Source organism: Streptomyces sp. CoH27, assembly GCF_020181035.1.
Lineage (GTDB): Bacteria > Actinomycetota > Actinomycetes > Streptomycetales > Streptomycetaceae > Streptomyces > Streptomyces camelliae.
Genome location: NZ_JAIQYY010000014.1, coordinates 196,625 through 216,390, shown reverse-complemented (window position 1 = coordinate 216,390; position 19,766 = coordinate 196,625). Strand labels below are relative to the sequence as shown.

17 protein-coding genes are annotated in these 19,766 nt (G+C 70.4%); 6 read left to right on the top strand and 11 right to left on the bottom strand.

Annotated elements, in window-relative coordinates; all coding sequences use genetic code 11:
• Positions 1–64: 64 nt before the first annotated feature.
• Together LE548_RS25065 and LE548_RS25060 are read left to right on the top strand one after the other, a co-directional pair.
• Complete coding sequence (locus LE548_RS25065; protein WP_225099200.1) at positions 65–2,239, top strand: fructose-specific PTS transporter subunit EIIC; 2,175 nt, start codon at positions 65–67, stop codon at positions 2,237–2,239.
• Between the two features lie 120 nt (positions 2,240–2,359).
• Positions 2,360–2,611, top strand: coding sequence for a hypothetical protein (locus LE548_RS25060; protein ID WP_225099199.1), 252 nt, complete (start codon positions 2,360–2,362; stop codon positions 2,609–2,611).
• Positions 2,612–2,727: 116 nt separating this feature from the next.
• Here the strand turns inward: LE548_RS25060 and LE548_RS25055 are convergent, their stop codons facing one another.
• From LE548_RS25055 to LE548_RS25040, 4 genes are all read right to left on the bottom strand, one after another.
• The gene (locus LE548_RS25055) at positions 2,728–3,483 is read right to left on the bottom strand and encodes a DUF6227 family protein (RefSeq protein ID WP_225099198.1); all 756 of its coding nucleotides are present in this window, start codon (positions 3,481–3,483) and stop codon (positions 2,728–2,730) included.
• A gap of 156 nt (positions 3,484–3,639) precedes the next feature.
• Positions 3,640–4,857, bottom strand: coding sequence for an Ig-like domain-containing protein (locus tag LE548_RS25050; RefSeq protein ID WP_225099197.1), 1,218 nt, complete (start codon positions 4,855–4,857; stop codon positions 3,640–3,642).
• Positions 4,858–5,038: 181 nt separating this feature from the next.
• A complete protein-coding gene (locus LE548_RS25045) occupies positions 5,039–6,067 on the bottom strand; it encodes a P1 family peptidase (protein WP_225099196.1) in 1,029 nt (342 codons plus the stop codon).
• A 38-nt stretch (positions 6,068–6,105) separates the two neighbouring features.
• Positions 6,106–7,344 carry a low temperature requirement protein A gene (locus LE548_RS25040; protein WP_225099195.1) on the bottom strand — a complete coding sequence of 413 codons (1,239 nt, stop codon included), beginning with the start codon at positions 7,342–7,344 and terminating at the stop codon, positions 6,106–6,108.
• A gap of 170 nt (positions 7,345–7,514) precedes the next feature.
• On the opposite strand from LE548_RS25040, the gene LE548_RS25035 reads away from it, so the two are divergent.
• Positions 7,515–7,691: a hypothetical protein gene (locus LE548_RS25035; protein WP_225099194.1), complete on the top strand. Its 177-nt coding sequence runs from the start codon at positions 7,515–7,517 to the stop codon at positions 7,689–7,691.
• A 19-nt stretch (positions 7,692–7,710) separates the two neighbouring features.
• On the opposite strand, the gene mscL is transcribed toward LE548_RS25035, so the two are convergent.
• From mscL to LE548_RS25005, 6 genes are all read right to left on the bottom strand, one after another.
• Positions 7,711–8,187, bottom strand: a complete 477-nt coding sequence (mscL, locus tag LE548_RS25030; protein ID WP_225099193.1) for a large conductance mechanosensitive channel protein MscL — start codon at positions 8,185–8,187, stop codon at positions 7,711–7,713.
• Between the two features lie 138 nt (positions 8,188–8,325).
• Entirely contained in the window at positions 8,326–8,856 is a 531-nt protein-coding gene (locus LE548_RS25025; protein ID WP_225099192.1) for a hypothetical protein, read from the bottom strand.
• A gap of 306 nt (positions 8,857–9,162) precedes the next feature.
• Positions 9,163–9,996 carry an S-methyl-5'-thioadenosine phosphorylase gene (locus LE548_RS25020; RefSeq protein ID WP_225099191.1) on the bottom strand — a complete coding sequence of 278 codons (834 nt, stop codon included), beginning with the start codon at positions 9,994–9,996 and terminating at the stop codon, positions 9,163–9,165.
• Positions 9,997–10,097: 101 nt separating this feature from the next.
• Positions 10,098–10,415 carry an FmdB family zinc ribbon protein gene (locus LE548_RS25015; RefSeq protein WP_225099190.1) on the bottom strand — a complete coding sequence of 106 codons (318 nt, stop codon included), beginning with the start codon at positions 10,413–10,415 and terminating at the stop codon, positions 10,098–10,100.
• A gap of 67 nt (positions 10,416–10,482) precedes the next feature.
• Complete coding sequence (locus LE548_RS25010) at positions 10,483–11,778, bottom strand: MFS transporter (RefSeq protein WP_225099189.1); 1,296 nt, start codon at positions 11,776–11,778, stop codon at positions 10,483–10,485.
• A 293-nt stretch (positions 11,779–12,071) separates the two neighbouring features.
• Positions 12,072–13,619, bottom strand: coding sequence for a potassium/proton antiporter (locus tag LE548_RS25005; RefSeq protein ID WP_225099188.1), 1,548 nt, complete (start codon positions 13,617–13,619; stop codon positions 12,072–12,074).
• Between the two features lie 225 nt (positions 13,620–13,844).
• Here LE548_RS25005 and LE548_RS25000 point away from each other — a divergent pair, with 225 nt between their 5' ends.
• Positions 13,845–16,670: a penicillin acylase family protein gene (locus LE548_RS25000; RefSeq protein WP_225099187.1), complete on the top strand. Its 2,826-nt coding sequence runs from the start codon at positions 13,845–13,847 to the stop codon at positions 16,668–16,670.
• Between the two features lie 69 nt (positions 16,671–16,739).
• On the opposite strand, the gene LE548_RS24995 is transcribed toward LE548_RS25000, so the two are convergent.
• Positions 16,740–17,321, bottom strand: coding sequence for a 5-formyltetrahydrofolate cyclo-ligase (locus tag LE548_RS24995; protein ID WP_225099245.1), 582 nt, complete (start codon positions 17,319–17,321; stop codon positions 16,740–16,742).
• Positions 17,322–17,461: 140 nt separating this feature from the next.
• Here LE548_RS24995 and galU point away from each other — a divergent pair, with 140 nt between their 5' ends.
• Both galU and glp read left to right on the top strand, forming a co-directional pair.
• Positions 17,462–18,373 carry a UTP--glucose-1-phosphate uridylyltransferase GalU gene (galU, locus tag LE548_RS24990; RefSeq protein ID WP_225099186.1) on the top strand — a complete coding sequence of 304 codons (912 nt, stop codon included), beginning with the start codon at positions 17,462–17,464 and terminating at the stop codon, positions 18,371–18,373.
• The gene (glp, locus tag LE548_RS24985; RefSeq protein WP_225099185.1) at positions 18,370–19,692 is read left to right on the top strand and encodes a gephyrin-like molybdotransferase Glp; all 1,323 of its coding nucleotides are present in this window, start codon (positions 18,370–18,372) and stop codon (positions 19,690–19,692) included. The genes galU and glp overlap by 4 nt, the downstream gene beginning before the upstream one ends.
• Positions 19,693–19,766 lie beyond the last annotated feature (74 nt).

Here is a 19,766-nt window from a genome sequence, read left to right as displayed (position 1 = left end):
GCACCCCCGTCCCCCTCCCCGCCCACCCCTCCCCCCGGGCGATACGCGTGCATAGGAGCCCGCGATGAGCGACATGATCACCGCGGACCTGGTCGACCTCGACCTGTCCGCCGACACCAAGGAAGCGGCGGCGCGCGCCCTCGCCGAGCGCATGGTGACCCAGGGCCGGGTGACCGACCTGGAGGGCTTCCTCGCCGACGTGGCCGCCCGCGAGGCCCAGATGCCGACCGGCCTCGACGGCGGCATCGGCATCCCGCACTGCCGCAGCGCCCACGTCACCGAGCCGACCCTCGCCTTCGGCCGCAGCACCGCGGGCATCGACTTCGGCGCTCCGGACGGCCCGGCCGACCTGATCTTCCTGATCGCGGCCCCCGCCGGTGCCGACGACGCCCACCTCACGATCCTCTCCTCCCTGGCCCGTCAGCTGATGAACGCCGAGTTCACCTCGGCCCTGCGCGCAGTCGCCGACGCGGGGACCGCGGCGGCGCTGATCCGGGGCGACGAGGCGCCGTCGGCGTCGCGCGCAGAGGCGGAGCCTGCGGGGGAGGGCGCGACGAGCGCCGCTGAGGGCGCCGTGAGCGCCCCCGAGAACACCGCTGCGACGCCGGTGGCGGCCTCCGCCGGCGCCGCAGCGGTCACCACAGCGGCGCAGACGAAGACGCAGGACGCGCCCGCCCCGGCGCAGACGACTCCTGCGGGCGCCGGCTCCGACGCGGACTCCGGCGAACGCCCCTTCCGTATCGTCGCCGTCACCTCCTGCCCGACCGGTATCGCGCACACCTACATGGCGGCCGAGTCCCTGGAGAACGCGGGCCGTGATGCGGGCGTCGAGCTGGTCGTCGAGACGCAGGGCTCGGCCGGCTTCACCCGGCTCGACCCCGCGGTGATCGCGGCGGCGGACGGCGTGATCTTCGCGCACGACGTCCCCGTACGCGACAAGGACCGCTTCGCGGGCAAGCCGACCGTCGACGTCGGCGTGAAGGCGGGCATCAACCGCCCCGCCGAACTCATCAGCGAGGTGCGCGGGAAGGCGGCGCGCGGCGAGGCGAGCGCCCCGGCGCCCGCGTCGGGCAGCACGCCGGTCGAGCGCGCGGGCGACTCCACCGAGGGGTACGGCACCAAGCTCCGCAAGTGGCTGATGTCCGGCGTCAGCTACATGGTCCCGTTCGTCGCCGCGGGCGGCCTGCTCATCGCCCTCGGGTTCGCGATCGGCGGCTACAAGATCAACAAGGCGCCGTCGGTGATGGACCACTTCGTGTGGACCCAGACCGACAGCTGGGGCGCCCTGCTGTTCCAGATCGGCGTCGTCTCCTTCGGCTTCCTGGTCCCGGTCCTGGCCGGCTACATCGCCTACGGCATGGCCGACCGGCCCGGCCTGGTCCCCGGATTCGTGGGCGGCGCGATCTCGGTGACCATCAACGCGGGCTTCCTCGGCGGCCTGGCCGCCGGTCTCATCGCCGGTGGCGTGGTGCTGGCGATCCAGAGGGTGCAGATCCCCCCGGCGCTGCGCGGCATCATGCCGGTGGTGGTGATCCCGCTGATCTCCTCGGCGATCGTCGGATTCCTGATGTTCGTCGTGATCGGCAAGCCCATCGCCTCCGCCCAGAAGGGCCTCACCGACTGGCTGAACAGTCTCACCGGCACCAACGCCATCCTGCTCGGCGCCCTGCTCGGCCTGATGATGTGCTTCGACCTGGGCGGCCCGGTCAACAAGGTCGCCTACACCTTCGCCACGGCCGGCATCGCGGTCTCCAACCCCAGCGACTCCGCGATGAAGATCATGGCCGCGGTGATGGCGGCCGGCATGGTCCCGCCGCTGGCGATGGCCCTGGCCACCACCGTGCGCGGCAGGCTCTTCACCCAGACCGAGCGCGAGAACGGCAAGGCCGCCTGGGTCCTGGGCGCCTCCTTCATCTCCGAAGGCGCGATCCCGTTCGCGGCGGCGGACCCGCTGCGGGTCATCCCCTCGTCGATGGTCGGCGGAGCGCTCACCGGCGCCCTGTCCATGGCTTTCGGTGCCACCCTGCGCGCCCCGCACGGCGGCATCTTCGTGGTCCCGCTGATCGGCAACCCGTTCCTCTACCTGATCGCCATCGCGGCCGGCGTCTGCGCCACCACGGCCCTGGTCGTCCTCCTCAAGGGCATGCGCAAGCAGACCCCCGAACCCACGGCCGGCGGCGACCCCGCGGCCAACCCGGCCACGACCCCGAAGGAGACCAAGCAGCCGGTGGCGGCCTGACCTCCGCGCCACCCCACGCCGCATCTTGTCCCTTTAGTTCGCTGTGAGTTGTTCACGGCACCTGCGAGATACGTCACGGTCCGGGACCAAAGTCCCGGACCGTGGTGTGTACTGGGACGCATGCCTGAGCACGTCCCGACTCTCCAGCTGATCGGCGTGGCCGTCCTCGCTGTGGCGGCCGTCGTCTGGGCCGTCGTCCTGCTGCGCCTGCTGGGCCGCACTGGCCTTCAGGCCCCCACCCGCCGCACCACGGCCCTGCTCCCGGCCCTGCCGCGCCAGCCCCGGGTCGGGCCCCCGCTGGAATCCGTCGAGCTGACCCCCGCGGAACAGGACGCGTTCGCGGGCCTGATACGGCAACTCGCTGACGGCTGAAGAGCACTCCGGCTGACGGCTGAAGAGCGCTCAGGCTGACGGCTGAAGAGCGCTCCGGCGCCCGAGAACCGGCCACGCCCCTCGCATTGGGCGCGCACCTCGCACGTCCGTGCGCGCTACCCCTGCCGAGCCGCGCGCCGCTCCATGGCGTCCCGGGCGGCGTCCTCCGACATGTAGACCTCGCACATGTGCCGCCCGTCGGGCGTGGCCGTGTGCTCGACCTCCCACAGGGAGACCTCGCTCGCGTCCGGCAGCAGGAACGCGTGCTCGTACAGCGCGTAGCTCAATCCCACCCGCCCGGCCCGCCCGGCCCGCCCGGGGTGCCCGAAGGCCTGGGTGATCTCGTGCGCGGTCGCCGTCGCCAGCAGCGTCGCTGTCTCCGCGCCGGGCCGGTCCGGGTTCTCCGCACGGCGCAGAAGCCGGCGCGCGTGGTCCGCCGAGTCGTCGGAGGCGAACACATGCCGGGGCTCGGGCATCGCCCACAGCCGCATCAGCGCGGGCAACTCGAACTCCGGCGCGTCCGGCGGCAGCCCGAGCCGCGCGGTGGCCGCCTGCAGCTCCTCCTCCTCGACGTACACCTCGTGCTCCGGGGCTTCGCCCGGCGCGGGGTTGTGCACGAGCTCCCACAGCGTGACCGCCGAACCGTCGGCGAGCAGCCAGGTGTGCCGGTACGTCTCCCGGTGCCGCCCTGCGCTGTGATACGCGGAGTGCAGCGAACTGTCGTGTGCCAGCGCACAGTCGAGCTGCCTTATCACCTCGTCGGGCAGTTCGAAGGAGTTCAGGGCACGGCCGAGGAGCCGCGCGAGATGCTCCTCCGGAGACTCGGGCGACTCGGCTGGTTCGTACGCTGCTGTCTCGTACGGAACGCTCAAGGCATCTCCCGGCGTTGCTGCATGTCACCTTGTGGGTGCATACCGTAGCCCCTCTGTCGGACATCATGTCCGGGAACCGAGAAAACGTACGCCGGGAAAACGCGCGGGCCGCGCGAGAAGTTCCCGCGCGGCCCCACATGGCGTCAAAAGTCGCCGTCAGACGGCACTTCCCGCGATCCAGGCGCTCCACGACATGTTCCAGCCGTTCAGCCCGTTGTCCGGGGCGACGGTCGTGTCGGGGGAGTTCTTCACGATCACGACGTCCCCGACGAGCGAGTTGTCGTAGAACCACTTGGCCGTCGTGTCGCCCTGCGCGCCCTGCACGTCCGCCATGCCGACGCAGCCGTGGCTGGTGCCCTCGCGGCCGAAGGGCGGGTTGCCCTTGTTGTACCAGTAGTTGCCGTGGATGAACGTGCCGGACTCCGTCAGGCGCATCGCGTGCGGCACGTCCGGGATGTCGTACTCGCCGCCCAGGCCGACCGTCTGGCTGTTCATGCGGGTCTGCGTGAACTTCTCGGAGATCACCATCTGCCCGTTGTACGTCGTGTGCTGGGAGCTGCCCGTGGAGACCGGCACCGTCTTGATCGTCTGGCCGTCCCGTACGACCGTCATCGTCTGCGTGTTGGCGTCGACGGTGGACACCTGTGCCCGCCCGACGGTGAAGGAGACGGTCTTCTTCTGCACCCCGTAGACGCCGTTCGCCCCCTGGACCCCGTCCAGGTCGATCTTCATCGTGACCTTGGAGCCGGCCTTCCAGTACTCCTGCGGCCGGAAGTCCAGCCGCTGGTCACCGAACCAGTGCCCGACCACCTGCTGGCCACTGCTGGAGTTGACCGTGATGTGCGACTGCACGGCCTTCTTGTCGGTGATCGCCTTGTCGAAGGTGAACGACACCGGCATGCCCACCCCGACCGTGCTGCCGTCGTCCGGCGTGTAGGTGCCGATGAAACTGTTCGCCGAGGTGACGGTGGTGAAGATGGAGTTGGCCGCCGCCGTGCGCCCGTTCGCGTCCTTCGCGGTCGCGTCTATCTCGTACTTCGTCCCGCGCTCCAGCCGTTCCTTCGGCTTCCAGCTGCTGCCGTCCGCCGACATCGCCCCGGCCACGGCCTGCCCGGACCCCGCCACGCTCATCTTCACGTCGGTCAGCTTGCCGCCGCTGACCGTCACACCGGTCGCGTTGATGGACGCGCTGGTCGACCCGTCCTTCGCCGAGATCACGATCTTCGCCGTTGACGTCTTGGGGGAGTCCTTCCCGCCCTTGTCGTCGTTGGTGGCGTTGGCGTTGCCGCCGCACGCGGTCAGGGTGAGGGCGCCGACCATCAGGGCGGCACAGGCCCCCAGTGCGCGCCGCGCTGCAATGTCCGGCGTTGTCACGGGCTGCTCCAGGTTCATGTGATGTGCGTGATCCGTTCCAGTGCGTGAAGAAAGAGTGCACCGGCGCCCGCGAAGGTTCCCGCCAACTCCCCCGAACACCATCACGTGACAGAACCGCGACAATCCAGCCCCACCAAGCCCCCGTGCGCGAGAGGGCGAGCGTCCCGCCCCTGCACCACCCCTACCGTCCCCCGTACAACTCCCCGTACGACGGCCACACTCCGCCCGGCCCGTCGACCGACTCGGCGGCGCGCACCCCCCGCACGATCGCGCGTGTCACGAGATCCGCGCCGGCGGCCAGGATGTCGTTGAGCGCCAAAGGGTGCCCGTCCAGCGGGCGCGCACCGGTCGCGAGCGCGAACACCGTGTCCCCGTCGTGCATGAGGTGCACCGGCCGTACGGCCCGCGCGATCCCGTCGTGCGCCGTCCCGGCCAGCTTCTGCGCCTGTGCCTTGGAGAGATCCGCATCGGTCGCGACCACCGCGAGCGTCGTGTTGAGCGGCGGCGGCGCGTTCCTGGCAGCCGTTTCGTCGAGCCTCCGGCGCGCCGCGACAAGCACGTGCTCCTCCGGATACTCCACCCGCCCCTGCAGCAACAACTCCCCGTACAGCGCCCCCGTACCCTGATCCACCACGGCCCCCGCGGCGTTCACGACCGCCAGCGCGGCCACGGTGATCCCCGAATCGAGCACCGCGCTCGCGGTGCCCACCCCACCTTTGATCCGCCCCGCCACGGCGCCCGTGCCGGCCCCCACACACCCCTCGGGCACCCGCGCGCCCGGCGCACTCGCCGCCGCGGCCTCCACCGCCGAGCGTCCCATCGCCGCGTCGGGCCGCGCGCCGAAGGTCCCTCCGCGCCCCAGATCGAAGAGACACGCGGTGGGTACCACTGGTACGACGTGCGCCGGATCCGGCCCCACCCGCACTCCGCGTCCCCGCTCCTCCAGCCAGGCCATCACTCCGGATGCCGCATCGAGCCCGTACGCGCTGCCCCCGGTCAGCGCGATCGCGTCGACGCGCTGCACCACGTTGCGCGGGTCGAGTGCGTCGGTCTCCTTGGTGCCGGGGCCGCCGCCGCGTACGTCCACGGCGGCGACGGCGCCGCCCTCCGGAGCGAGGACGACGGTGGTGCCGGTGAGCCAGCCGTCCCCGCGGCGGGTGGCGTGTCCCACCCGCACCCCGGCGACGTCCGTCAATGCGTCAACTGTCATGAGGGCAAGTCTGGCCCGCCGAAGCCAGCGCCGAGGGTTCAGTCGGCGGACGCGGCGGCACTCACCGCACGCTCTCTGCCGACCATGCGCGCCGTCAGCGTCACCCCGGTCGCGACCGCGGCCGCGGACACGAGTCCCGCCGCGAGAACCGCCCCGTGGCCCAGGAAGGTGCAGCAGATCACCAGCAGCGCCGTGACCGGCAGTACCAGTTGCTGGGTGATGCCGACCTTGAAGTGCCGCGAATGCAGGCCCCAGACGGTCAGCAGGTACAGCGCCGTGGGCAGGGTCACGGCAGCCGAGGCGGACAGTGTGGAGACATGGGCCTTGCCGACCGCCTGTTCCACGGCCACCTCCAGGCCGGCGCCGATCGCCGCGGCCGAGGCGAAGATCAGGTAGTGGCCGTAACCCCAGAGGAACGCTTGCCCGTTGGAGCGCAGATGGCCGTGGATGGGCACCACGAAGTAGATCCACCATGCGGAGAAGACGATCAGGAGACCGCCCGCCGCGATCGGCAGCAGCTCGCCCAGCGCGGAGTGCTCGTCCACGGCCGACTTCACGGCGACCGTCGCCGCGGAGATCGTCTCGCCGAGCACGATGATGGTGAACAGGCCGTACCGCTCGGCGATGTGATGCGGATGCCAGGAGGTCTCGTAGCTCTTCTCGGCGTACAGCGGCACGCACATCTCGACGATCGCCATCACGAGGAAGACCCAGGGCCGGGCAGGACCGGGAAGCAGCACCAGGCCGAGCCAGCCGACCAGGCACAGCAGCACGCCGGTTGCGTACCGGAGCGCCATGGTTCTCTCCGTGCCCGAGGCCGAGCTCGCGGCTCTCAGCCACTGTGCGGCCATCGCCAGCCGCATGATCAGGTAGCCGAGCCAGACCACCAGATAGTCGTGATGCTGGAAGGCTCGGGAAATGCCGGCGGCCAGCACCAGGACGCCGGCGATCTGCACCAGGGTGACGACTCGGTAGAGGGCGTCGTCGTTGTCGTACGCCGAGGCGAACCAGGTGAAGTTCATCCAGGCCCACCAGATGGCGAAGAACTGCATGGCGTAGTTGAGAATTCCGTCGCCCGCGTGCCCTCCTGCCACGGCGTGCACCAGCTGGACGCCGGCCTGCGCGATCGCCACGACGAAGCACAGGTCGAAGAAGAGCTCTAGCGGGGAGGAGACCCGGTGCACTTCGTCGCGCCCGCGCGCGGTGAGCCGGCGCAGGAGCCCGGGGGACTGGGGTGCGCCCGACGAGGCGGGCGTCGGTGCGGAACTCGACGTCATGCCTCCCAGGACAGCAGAAATCCGGGCCAAAATCTTGTGCACGATTCACAAGCCGACGAGGGTTCACAGACCTGACGGAAACGCAGGTCAGATGGTGCGGACGGTGCGGATCACGGCGGCCACGCCCGCGGAAGAACCGGCAGCCGGGAGCGGGGCCGTACTCTTGACGCATGAGCACCGCCCCGGAATCCGAGCCCCGCGACCCGAAGCCCCGACTGGTCTTCGACGACCCGCTGGACCAGCAGTCCTCGGACGACACCGACCGCGGGTGGGGCGAGCGTACGGAGGGTGACAGCGCGGCCGACCTGAAGCGCTTCCTCGACGAGAAGCCGCCCCACCACCTCTGAGCCGCTCGCGGCAGCGCCGTCAGCGCTCGTCGTGTCCCGAGCCACGCTGCGCGACCAGCGCGTCGCGGATCTCCTTGAGCACTTCCAGCTCGGTCACCTCGATGACCTCCTTCGTGCCCTCCCGCGCGGCCTTCTGCGCCGCCTGCCGGGCCAGGTACTTCGACATCGGCAGAACCATCAGGAAGTACACGACCGCCGCGGTGATCAGGAAGGTCAGCGTGGCACCGAGGACAGAGCCCCACAGGATCGGCACACCGCTCTTGACCGTGCCGTCCGCGGCCACCTGGCACGGGGCCTTCAGGCAGGAGCTGTAGTGATCCAGGTTCTGCGTGCCGATCGCTCCGACCAGCGGGTTGATGACCCCCTTGACCACCGAGTTCACGATGTTCGTGAAGGCCGCGCCGATGACCACCGCGACTGCCAGATCGACGACGTTGCCGCGCATCAGGAAGGCTTTGAAGCCCTGCCAGACGCTCGGATCCTTCTTCGCACTCACCTAGGGGACTCTCCTCGCATGCACAGGGTGTGGAACGAAACGCTCCGCAACCTACGGCACGGTGAGGCCATTGTGTCCAATTCCGCAGCTCGATCGAGCGACTCGACAGCGAGCCGCCGAGAAACCGTCCGAGTCGGTTCAGCACAGCGTCACCGCCAGGCGTGCTGTCGCGCTCGCACCCACGAGCCGGGCCGCTGCGGAACGTGGCACCGACAGCACCACCAGCGCCCCGCTCTCGGTTCCGCCCTCCAGAGGCTCGGGCACCTTGGTCACCCGCACACCGCGCGCGAGCACCTTCGCAACGCCACCGGCTGACGGGTCCTCGGCGGCGATGACGTCGACGCGGTCGCCGGGCCGTAGCAGCCGGACCGTGGCCGCGTCGGCGATCCGCACCGGCGCCGTCACCACGTCCACGGGTGCGTGCCGTCGTACGGGTGCGGTGACCGGGTGCCCGCGGGCCTGCTCCGGGCGGTGCGGTTCGGTCGCCGTGCGGGGCCCCGTGGCCACGAGAGCGGCCGCGGTCACCGCGAGGCCGGCGGCGATGGCCCGCCTGCGGTGCCGTACGAGCCGCTGCAGCTGATACCGCCCGCCGCGCACGTACACCGGAGGGAACTGCGGGATCTCGCAGGTGGCGGGAGCGTCCGTGCCCAGCGGGCGCGGGAGCCGCACGGGAGGCCGGAGCGAGGAAGGGGCTGGTGGTGGAGAGGGCCGGGAGCGTGGAGAAGGCGGACGTGAGACAGGCGCCGGCGAAGCAGGAGAAGCGGGGGGAGATGAGTACGGAATCCGGGACGACGAGGACCAGGACATGGGAAACCACCGCCTGCGACGAGGAATTCGGGTTGCGATGCCACGATGAGGGATCGCGCCGAATTCCGTCGGAGACGGTGGATGACGGACGCATTGTGGATAACTCGGCCACCCGAACGGGGAGTTCCGCCCGGTTGTCCACAGGCCGTGCCTGAAGCGGGAGGTGCCCTAAGGCAGTTCGAAGCCCGGATCCATCCCGCCGAGCGCGTTCACGCACAGGCAGTCCCGTGCCGCGGTCTCCGGCAGTGCCGCCACCGCGTCGAACAGCACCCCGCGCAACCGGTCCACGTTGGCGGCGAACACCTGCAGCACCTCCTCGTGCGAGACGCCCTCGCCGGTCTCGGCGCCCGCGTCGAGGTCGGTGACCAGGGTCAGCGAGGTGTAGCACAGCTCCAGTTCCCGGGCGAGCGCCGCTTCCGGGTGACCCGTCATGCCCACGACCGACCAGCCCTGCGCCTGGTGCCACAACGATTCGGCGCGGGTCGAGAAGCGCGGCCCCTCGACCACGACCAGAGTGCCGCCGTCCACCGGCTCCCAGTCCCGGCCGCGGGCAGCCTTCAGCGCTGCGCTCCGTCCGGTGGGGCAGTACGGGTCGGCCATGGAGACATGCACGACGTTCGGCACCGTGCCATCGGGCAGCGGCAGCCCGTCGAAGTACGTCTGCGCCCTGGACTTCGTACGGTCCACCAGCTGGTCCGGCACGAGCAGCGTGCCGGGGCCGTACTCGGGGCGCAGCCCGCCCACCGCGCAGGGGCCCAGGACCTGCCGGACACCGACGGAGCGCAGCGCCCACAGGTTGGCGCGGTAGTTGATGCGGTGCGGCGGAAGGTGGTGGCCGCGGCCGTGCCGGGGCAGGAAGGCGACCCGCCGGCCGGCGATCTCGCCGAGGAAGAGGGAGTCGCTGGGCGGCCCGTAGGGGGTGTCCACCTGGACCTCGGTCACGTCGTCGAGGAACGAGTAGAAGCCCGAGCCACCGATCACACCGATCTCTGCGTTCGCCATGACCAGCACACTAGCTGGCGGGGGAACGGCGGGGGAGCCGGTGTCCGCAAGCGCCGAAAGCCCTGCCGTCGTGCGACGACAGGGCTCAGTGCCGGAGGGCGTCAGGCGGCGGAGCTGCTCGTGGAGCTCGACGACGAGGACGAGGACGACGAGGAGGACGACGAGGACGACTTCGAGTCGGACGAAGACGTGCCGGTCGACGAGCCGGCCGGCTTCGATGCCGGGGTGCTGCTCGACGTGGAGCCGCGGGAGTCGTTGCGGTAGAACCCGGAGCCCTTGAAGACGATGCCGACCGCGGAGAACACCTTCTTCAGGCGGCCACCGCAGCTGGGGCACTCGGTCAGGGCGTCATCGGTGAACTTCTGCACCGCCTCAAGGCCCTCGCCGCACTCGGTGCACTGGTACTGGTAGGTCGGCACTGTCTTCCTCCTGGCACTCTGACTCGATGAGTGCTAACGACGGTCCATAGTGACGTATTCCCGGGGATCAGTCCACCGTCACCGGCACGCGGTGACCGACGCCACGTGCGACGGTCAGGTTCCGCGGCGGCGCGACCAGCCGTGCTCGCAGCGTCACCAGGGTCGCCAGCGCGAGCAGCGTGCCGCCCGCGGGCACCAGGAATCCCGCGCCGTTCCACAGCCGGTCCTCCAGCTGGCCCGCGATGGTGACCGCGGCCGCCTGCCCGAGCGCCACCGCGCCGGTCAGCCAGGTGAAGGCCTCGGTGCGGGCGCCGGCCGGGACCAACGCCTCGACCAGCGTGTAGCCGGTGATCAGCGCCGGCGCGATGCACATGCCGACCAGCAGGCCGAGCCCCGCGAGCAGCAGGACCGAATGTGCCGTCCACAGGGCGGACGCGATGACCGCGAGCGCCGTGTAGCCGACGACCAGGCGGTGCTGGGGGGCGGCCTTCCATGCGATCGCGCCGCAGACGATGCCGGACAGCATGTTTCCGGCGGCGAAGACGCCGTACAGGACGCCGTTCAGGCCGGGCTCGCCGATCGACTCGGTGAAGGCGGCCAGTGACACCTGCATGCCGCCGAAGACGGATCCGATGCCCAGGAAGGTCACGACCAGTACGCGCACGCCCGGCACCCGCAGGGCGGACGCGTGCTGCACGCGCGCGTGCCCGCTCCCGGCGGTCACCGGGGGCTGCGTGCTCTTCTGCGCGGCGAACAGCAGACCGCCGACGAGCGTCAGCGCGCCCTCCGTGACCAGACCCGCCGCCGGCGTCACACCGGTGCACAGCGCGGTGGCCAGCAGCGGGCCGAAGACGAAGGTCAGCTCGTCCGTGACCGACTCGAACGCCGCCGCGGTGGTCATCAGGGGCGAGCCCTGCAGCTTCACGCCCCAGCGGGCCCGCACCATCGGGCCGACCTGTGGCACCGAGGCGCCGGTGGGGACGGCCGCCAGGAAGAGCGCCCACAGCGGCGCGTGCGCCAGCGCGAGTGCCGTCAGGGACAGGCCCGACAGCGTGTGCACGAGGACGCCGGGGATCAGCACGGCGCGCTGTCCGTAGCGGTCGGCGAGGCGTCCGCTGTACGGCGCGAACAGCGCCATGGACACACCGGTCGCGGCCGCGGCGGCGCCTGCGGCGCCGTACGAGCCGGTGGTGTGCTGCACCAGCAGCACGATGGAGATGGTGAGCATCGCGAACGGCTGGCGTGCCGCGAAGCCGGGGAGCAGGAACGTCCGGGCGCCGCGGGTGCGCAGCAGCTGTCCGTATCCGGGGCGGGATGGCGCCGGCGAGTTCTCCGCCGACTCGGTGGTGACCGTGGACTCCACGGCCCGTGCCTTTCTTCGCCTGGTAGCGCGCCCGTGCGGGGGCGCCGAGAGCTGTCCTCTTGCGCGGAACTGCGGTAGATACCGGTGCCACTGCGGAGGGCGTTCCGGCCGCCATACGGTCGCGCCAGCTCTGCATCAGACAGAGTTGGTTCGATCAGGGTGCCTTCATCCTACAGGGATCAAGGGCTTGTGCACCTGTGAAAACGAGCACGGTTGGGCCTGTTCACCTGTGATTGGCACCCGTGTGAATCGTGCGAAACACACCCGTAACGCGTGCCCCGCGCGCTGTGTACTCACCGCCCGGCACCCACGCCGTTCGCGCCGAGCCACCCCGCCAGCTTGCCGCCATGGGCGACCGCGCGCAGGCGTCGTTCTGCCGCGTCACGTACCGGGTCGGTGGCGACGACCAGCAGCTCGTCGCCCCGGCGCAGCACTGTCGTCGGCAGCGGAACGAACGATTTTTCATCGCGTACGACGAGGGTGACGGCGGCCCCGGTCGGCAGTCGTAGCTCGTTGACCTCCACGCCGTGCATCCGGGAGCCCTCGGGGATCGCGACGGAGAGCAGGTGGCCGCGGAGCCGCTCCAGGGGGGCGGACTCGATGCCGAGGTCGGCGGCCTCGCCCTTCTCGCCCAGGCGCAGCATGCGCGCCAGCCAGGGCAGGGTCGGCCCCTGGACGAGGGTGTAGACCACGACCAGTACGAAGACGATGTTGAAGATGCGGCGGCTGCCGGTGACGCCGTTCACCATCGGGATGGTGGCCAGGATGATGGGCACGGCACCGCGCAGTCCCGCCCATGACATCAGCGTCTGCTCCTGCCACGGCACGCGGAACGGCGCGAGGCTGAGGACCACGCTCAGCGGGCGGGCCGCCATGGTCAGGACCAGCCCGATGACCAGGGCGGGCCAGACGTCGTCGCCCAGCTCGTGCGGGGTGACCAGCAGGCCGAGCAGGACGAACATGCCGATCTGGGCGATCCAGCCGAGCCCCTCGGCGAAGCCGCGCGTGGCGGGCCAGTGCGGGAGCTTGGCGTTGCCGAGCATCATCGAGGCCAGGTAGACGGCCAGGAAGCCGCTGCCGTGCCCCAGGGCGCCGGCGGCGTACGCCGTGACGGCGATGGCCAGCACGGCGATCGGGTAGAGGCCGGAGGCGGGCAGGGCCACGCGCCTGAGCCCCCAGGAGCCGATCCAGCCCACCGCGAGCCCTATGGCCGTGCCGATGGCCAGCTCCAGGAGTATCTCGCCCAGCAGGACGTACCAGTGCTCGACGGGTCTGGCCGTGGAGAAGGCGACGACGAGGATGACCACAGGGGCGTCGTTGAAGCCGGACTCCGCCTCCAGCGTGCCCGTCACGCGCGCGGGGAGGGGAATTCTGCGCAGTACGGAGAAGACCGCCGCCGCGTCCGTCGACGACACCACCGCGCCGACGATGAGCGCCTGCCGCCACTCCAGCCCGACCAGATAGTGCGCGCCCGCCGCGGTGACGCCCACGCTGATGGCGACTCCGGCGGTCGCCAGGACGGAGGCCGACGCCAGGACCGGGCGGACCTCCTTCCACTTCGTGCCGAGGCCGCCCTCGGCGAGGATCACGACCAGGGCCGCGTACCCGATGACCTGGGTCATCGCGGCGCTGTTGAAGTGGATGTGTCCGAAGCCGTCCTGGCCCATGAGGACGCCGATCCCCAGGTACACGAGCAGGCTGGGGAGCCCGCTGCGGGAGGAGATCCGGACGGCCGCGACGGCGACGAGCAGGACCAGGGAGCAGACGAGCAGGAGCTGGTTGAGGTGGTGAACAGTCAGCGGCGGTTCCCTTCCCTGGCTCGCGCGCGGGGCGCGCGACACATGTACACAAGATCCAAGGCTGCGGCACACCGCACCCAAGTACTTCGTTACCTTACCTAACTCTTGACGCTTTCTTGACGCTTGGCCGGGCAAGATCGAACGTTCGTACACGCTGGTTCCCCACTCCGCGTCAAGTGGGACAGGGCCCTGCGCCTATGGTTGCTCCAGCGCTCATTCAAAGTCACAGCCCGACCTGCCGCTCGCGTTAGGACAGCAAGGACAGCGATGCCCCCGAATACCACCGCCACAACGGGTGACAAGCCCGCCAAGTCCGGCAGGAAGAAGGGGCGCAAAGCCCGACTTATCGTGCTCGTGCTGGTCCTGGCCATCATCGGTGGCATCGCCTACGGGGCGTACTGGTCGATCAGCACCGTCCGCGCCTCCTTCCCGCAGACCAAGGGAACGATCACGCTCCAGGGCCTGTCCGGGCCGGTCGACGTGAAGCGGGACGGCAACGGCATCCCGCAGATCTACGCGTCCTCCGACGAGGACCTGTTCATGGCGCAGGGCTTCGTCCAGGCACAGGACCGGTTCTACGAGATGGACGTGCGCCGGCACATGACCTCCGGGCGCCTGTCGGAGATGTTCGGCAAGAGCCAGGTCAAGAACGACGAGTTCCTGCGCACCCTCGGCTGGGACCGGATCGCCAAGCAGGAGTACGACACCAAGCTGTCGGCCTCCACGAAGAGGTACCTCGACGCGTACGCCAAGGGCGTCAACGCCTACCTCCAGGGCAAGGACGGCAAGGACATCTCCCTGGAGTACGCGGCGCTGAGCTTCACCAACGACTACACGCCGCAGCCGTGGACCCCGGTCGACTCCATCTCCTGGCTGAAGGCGATGGCCTGGGACCTGCGCGGCAACATGCAGGACGAGATCGACCGCGCGCTGATGACGAGCCGGCTCGGCCCGCAGCAGATCCAGGACCTCTACCCGGAGTACCCCTACGGCCGTAACAAGCCGATAGTGCAGGAGGGTCAGTACAGCGAGCTGTCCAAGACCTTCCGGCAGAGCGGTGCCACGGGCAGCTCCCAGAGCACCGGCACCACGGGTACGACGGGCACGTCCGGTACGACCGGCGGCGCCAAGGGCACCTCTGGCGGCACGACGGGCACGACCCGCTCCTCCACCTCGGGCGCGACCGGATCGGCGCTCACGAGCCAGCTGGGGGGCCTCTACAACGTCCTGGACAACGTCCCGACCGCCGTCGGTGTGAACGGCCAGGGCATCGGCTCCAACTCCTGGGTCGTCTCCGGGCGCTACACCATCACCGGCAAGCCCCTGCTCGCCAACGACCCGCACCTGTCGGCGTCGCTGCCGTCCGTCTGGTACCAGATGGGCCTGCACTGCCGCACCGTCTCCAGCAGCTGCCCGTACGACGTCACCGGCTACACCTTTGCCGGCATGCCCGGTGTGATCATCGGTCACAACGTGAACATCGCCTGGGGCATGACCAACTCCGGCGTCGACGTCACCGACCTCTACCTGGAGAAGGTGACCGCCAACGGTTACCTGTACGACGGCAAGGTCCGGCCCTTCAAGACCCGCGAGGAGACCATCAAGGTCGCCGACGGCTCGGCCAAGACGATCGTCGTCCGCCAGACCCAGGACGGGATGCCACTGCTGTCCGACCGCGACGACGAACTCGTCCAGGTCGGCAAGAAGGCCACGGTCAACACCGCCGCGCCCGACCGCGGTGACGGCTACGGCGTCGCCCTGAGGTGGACCGCGCTCGACCCGGGCACCTCGATGGACGCCGTCTTCGCCCTCGACAAGGCGGCGAACTGGAGCGAGTTCCGCCAGGCCGCCGCCCAGTTCGACGTGCCCTCGCAGAACCTGGTCTACGCCGACACCGACGGCCACATCGGCTACACGCTGCCCGGCAAGATCCCCACGCGCTCCTCGGTGGACGACGGCTCCGTCCCGGCGCCGGGATGGCAGTCGAAGTACCGCTGGACCGGCTTCATCAAGCAGGACGAACTGCCCTACGAGTTCGATCCCGCGCGCGGGTACATCGTCACCGCCAACCAGGCCGTGGTCGACAAGGCGGCGTACCCGTACACGCTCACCGCCGACTGGGGCTACGGCACGCGCAGCCAGCGCATCGCCGACCTGATCGAGTCCAAGATCAAGGACGGCGGCAAGATCTCCACCGACGACATGCGGCAGATGCAGCTGGACAACAGCAGCGAGATCGCCAAGCTCCTGGTGCCGAAGCTGCTGAAGATCAACCTGGACGACAAGAACGTGCGCCAGGCGCAGAAGCTGCTGGAGGGCTGGGACTACACCCAGGAATCCGACTCGGCGGCGGCCGCGTACTTCAATGCCGTCTGGCGCAACATCCTCAAGCTCGCCTTCGGCAACAAGCTCCCCAAGGAGCTGCGCGTCAAGGGACAGTGCCTGTGGGTCGACAAGATCGACAGCACCGGTCCCGTCGACGACAACACCAAGGTGCGCGAGTGCGGCCAGCGCGACGCCGACCAGGCGCAGCCGGACGGCGGCGACCGCTGGTTCGAGGTCGTGCGCAACCTGATGGACAAGCCGGACAGCGACTGGTGGAAGACCCCCAAGTCCGGCACCCGTCCCGCCGCGACCACCATGGACCAGCTCTTCGCCCGCGCCATGATCGACGCCCGCTGGGAGCTGACCGCCAAGCTCGGCAAGGACATCGACACCTGGAGCTGGGGCCGCCTGCACCGCCTGTTCCTGAAGAACCAGACGCTCGGCACCGACGGCCCCAAGGTCCTGCAGTACATCCTCAACCGCGGCCCCTGGAAGCTCAGCGGTGGCGAGGCCACGGTCAACGCGACCGGCTGGAACGCCGCCGGCGGCTACGGCGTCGTCTGGGTGCCGTCGATGCGGATGGTCGTCAACCTCGCCGATCTCGACAAGTCCAAGTGGATCAACCTGAGCGGCGCCTCCGGGCACGCCTTCAGCGCGCACTACACGGACCAGACGAGCAAGTGGGCCAAGGGCGAGCTGCTGCCCTGGTCGTTCTCGGCCGGCGCGGTCGACAAGAGCACGAGCGACACGCTCGTCCTCAAGCCGTGAGCGACTGACGGCACGGGCGCCCGAACGGCCCTCCACGCGCACGCGTGGAGGGCCGTTCTCCGTGTCGTGTCAGGCGCTCGGGAAGTGGCGCACGCCGCAGGGGGTCACCACCGCGTGCACCGGCTTGTCGTGCGCCTCGGCCGGGACGCGTGCGACGACCTCCGCGTCGTAGAGGAGCACCACGAGCCGAGGGTGTGCGCCCGCGCGCTCCAGGCGGGCCAGCACACGGTCGTACGACCCTCCGCCGCGCCCCAGGCGCATCCCGCGCGCGTCCACCGCGAGCCCGGGCAGGAGCACCACGTCGGCGGCCGTGACGGCCTCCGGGCCGAGGCGTGCGCCCGCGGGCTCGAAGAGCGCCATCTTCCCGCCGTGTTGGACCCGTGCGAGGGAGTCCGGGCCCGCGTACTCGCCCCAGTCCAGGTCGTTGTCGGGCAGGAGCGCGGGGAGCAGGACCCGCACGCCCCGCGCGCGCAGCGCGTCCAGCAGCGCCCGCGTGCCAGGCTCGCTCCCCACGGAGACGTACGCCGCCACTGTGCGCGCATGCGCCAGCTCAGGCAGTTCCAGGGCGCGCTCCGCCAGCTTGCGCGCCGTAGTGTCGACGTCATCGGCAGTCAACCCGTTCCTCACCGTGAGGAACTCCCGCCGCAACATTCGCTTGTCAGGCTCGCTCGTGCGTCCGTCGTGTTCCACGGGTCGTTCTCGCACCCTTCTCGATTGTTCAATACCCTCATAAAGGGTCAATCATCCGGAGCCACAGATTCCCGGCAAAGGCACCGGTTAAGGTGGCGGGCATGACTCAGTCGCACCCCAGGATCAGCAAGGCTGTCATTCCCGCGGCAGGGCTTGGCACCCGGTTCCTGCCGGCCACCAAGGCCACTCCCAAGGAGATGCTGCCGGTCGTCGACAAGCCTGCGATCCAGTACGTGGTCGAGGAGGCCGTGTCGGCAGGGCTCGATGACGTGCTCATGGTTACCGGACGCAACAAGCGCCCCCTTGAGGACCATTTCGACCGCAATTACGAGCTTGAGTCGGCGCTGGAGAAGAAGCGCGACGCCGAACGGCTCGCGAAGGTGCGGGAGTCCAGCGATCTGGCGACCATGCACTATGTCCGCCAGGGCGACCCCCGGGGCCTCGGCCACGCCGTTCTGTGCGCCGCTCCGCACGTCGGCCACGAGCCCTTCGCCGTCCTCCTCGGTGACGACCTGATCGACCCGCGCGACCCGCTGCTGCAGCGCATGATCGAGATCCAGGAGCGGCACGGCGGCAGTGTGATCGCCCTGATGGAGGTCGCGCCCGAGCAGATCCATCTCTATGGCTGCGCGGCCGTGGAGCCGACGGTCGACAGTGACGTGGTGAAGGTGACCGGGCTGGTGGAGAAGCCGGACCCGGCGGACGCCCCCTCGAACTACGCGGTCATCGGCCGCTACGTTCTCGACCCGCACATCTTCGGCATACTCCGCCGGACCGAGCCGGGCCGCGGCGGCGAGATCCAGCTCACCGACGCCCTCCAGCAGCTCGCGCAGGACGAGAAGGTCGGCGGCCCGGTGCACGGCGTCGTCTTCAAGGGCCGCCGCTACGACACCGGCGACCGTGGCGACTATCTGCGTGCCATTGTCAGACTCGCGTGCGAACGTGAAGACCTGGGCCCGGACTTCCGGACCTGGCTTCGCAGTTACGTAGCCGAGGAGATGCAGCAATCTTGAGCAGCGCCGCGACCCGCCCCGCCGGCCCGGACCACCTGTGGTCGGTGGACGAGCACCTGGAGGACATCCTCTCGACCGTCCGCCCCCTCGAACCCATCGAGCTGCAACTGCTCGACGCCCAGGGCTGTGTCCTGGTCGACGACGTGACGGTGCCGGTGTCCCTGCCGCCGTTCGACAACAGCTCCATGGACGGGTACGCGGTACGGGTCGCGGACGTCGCGGATGCCGGTGAGGAGTTCCCGGCCGTCCTGGACGTCGTGGGGGACGTCGCGGCAGGTGCGGCCGAGCCGGTCCGGGTCGGCCCCGGGCAGGCCGCCCGGATCATGACCGGCGCCCCGCTGCCGCCCGGCGCCGAGGCCGTCGTTCCCGTCGAGTGGACCGACGGCGGGCTCGGCGAGGGACCGGTGAGCGGCATGCGCGCGCGCAGCCTGGCCCCCGAGGGCGCCGAGGGGCAGGTGCGCGTGCACCGCCCCGTCGAGGCACGCGCGCACGTGCGCGCCAAGGGCAGCGACGTGAAGGCCGGCGACCGCGCCCTGGAGGCCGGCACGATCCTCGGCCCGCCGCAGATCGCGCTCCTCGCCGCGATCGGCCGGGGCACGGTACGCGTGCGCCCGCGCCCGCGCGTGGTCGTCATGTCCACCGGCAGCGAACTCGTCCAGCCCGGCGAGAACCTGGCCGACGGCCAGATCTACGACTCCAACAGCTTCGCCCTCACCGCCGCCGCGCGGGACGCCGGCGCGATCGCCTACCGGGTGGGTGCCGTCGCCGACGACGCCGACACCCTCCGTTCGACCATCGAGGACCAGCTCGTCCGCGCCGACCTGATGGTCACCACGGGCGGGGTGAGCGTGGGGGCGTACGACGTCGTCAAGGAGGCGCTGTCGTACGCCGGCGACGAGGACGAGGCGGGCAGCGGCGTGGAGTTCCGCAAGCTCGCCATGCAGCCCGGCAAGCCCCAGGGCTTCGGCTCCATCGGCCCCGACCACACGCCCCTGCTGGCCCTGCCCGGCAACCCGGTGTCGTCGTACGTCTCCTTCGAGCTGTTCGTCCGCCCCGCCATCCGTGCCCTGATGGGCCTCACGGACCTGCACCGGCCCCGTACCCGGGCCGCCCTGAAGGCGGACAAGGCGCTGCGCTCGCCCAAGGGACGCCGGCAGTTCCTGCGGGGCGCGTACGCCGACGGTGAGGTGACCCCCGTGGGAGGCTCCGGCTCGCACCTGATCGCGGCGCTGGCGCACGCCGACGCGCTGATCGTCGTCCCCGAGGACGTGGAGTCCGTCGAGCCCGGCGACGAGGTGGAGGTCGTGCTGCTCGGCTGACGCACGCGCGCGTGTGTGCGTGCCGCGGGGCCCACGGGGGTCCTGGCCCGGTGCGTGAGCCGACTTGGCGGTAG

Excerpts from the sequence above, each read along its gene's own strand:
- LE548_RS25065 (WP_225099200.1), top strand. The coding sequence starts at position 65 with ATGAGCGACATGATCACCGCGGACCTGGTCGACCTCGACCTGTCCGCC.
- LE548_RS25060 (WP_225099199.1), top strand. The coding sequence starts at position 2,360 with ATGCCTGAGCACGTCCCGACTCTCCAGCTGATCGGCGTGGCCGTCCTC.
- LE548_RS25045 (WP_225099196.1), bottom strand. The coding sequence starts at position 6,067 with ATGACAGTTGACGCATTGACGGACGTCGCCGGGGTGCGGGTGGGACAC.
- LE548_RS25040 (WP_225099195.1), bottom strand. The coding sequence starts at position 7,344 with ATGACGTCGAGTTCCGCACCGACGCCCGCCTCGTCGGGCGCACCCCAG.
- LE548_RS25035 (WP_225099194.1), top strand. The coding sequence starts at position 7,515 with ATGAGCACCGCCCCGGAATCCGAGCCCCGCGACCCGAAGCCCCGACTG.
- LE548_RS25020 (WP_225099191.1), bottom strand. The coding sequence starts at position 9,996 with ATGGCGAACGCAGAGATCGGTGTGATCGGTGGCTCGGGCTTCTACTCG.
- LE548_RS25000 (WP_225099187.1), top strand. The coding sequence starts at position 13,845 with ATGCCCCCGAATACCACCGCCACAACGGGTGACAAGCCCGCCAAGTCC.
- LE548_RS24995 (WP_225099245.1), bottom strand. The coding sequence starts at position 17,321 with ATGTTGCGGCGGGAGTTCCTCACGGTGAGGAACGGGTTGACTGCCGAT.
- galU (WP_225099186.1), top strand. The coding sequence starts at position 17,462 with ATGACTCAGTCGCACCCCAGGATCAGCAAGGCTGTCATTCCCGCGGCA.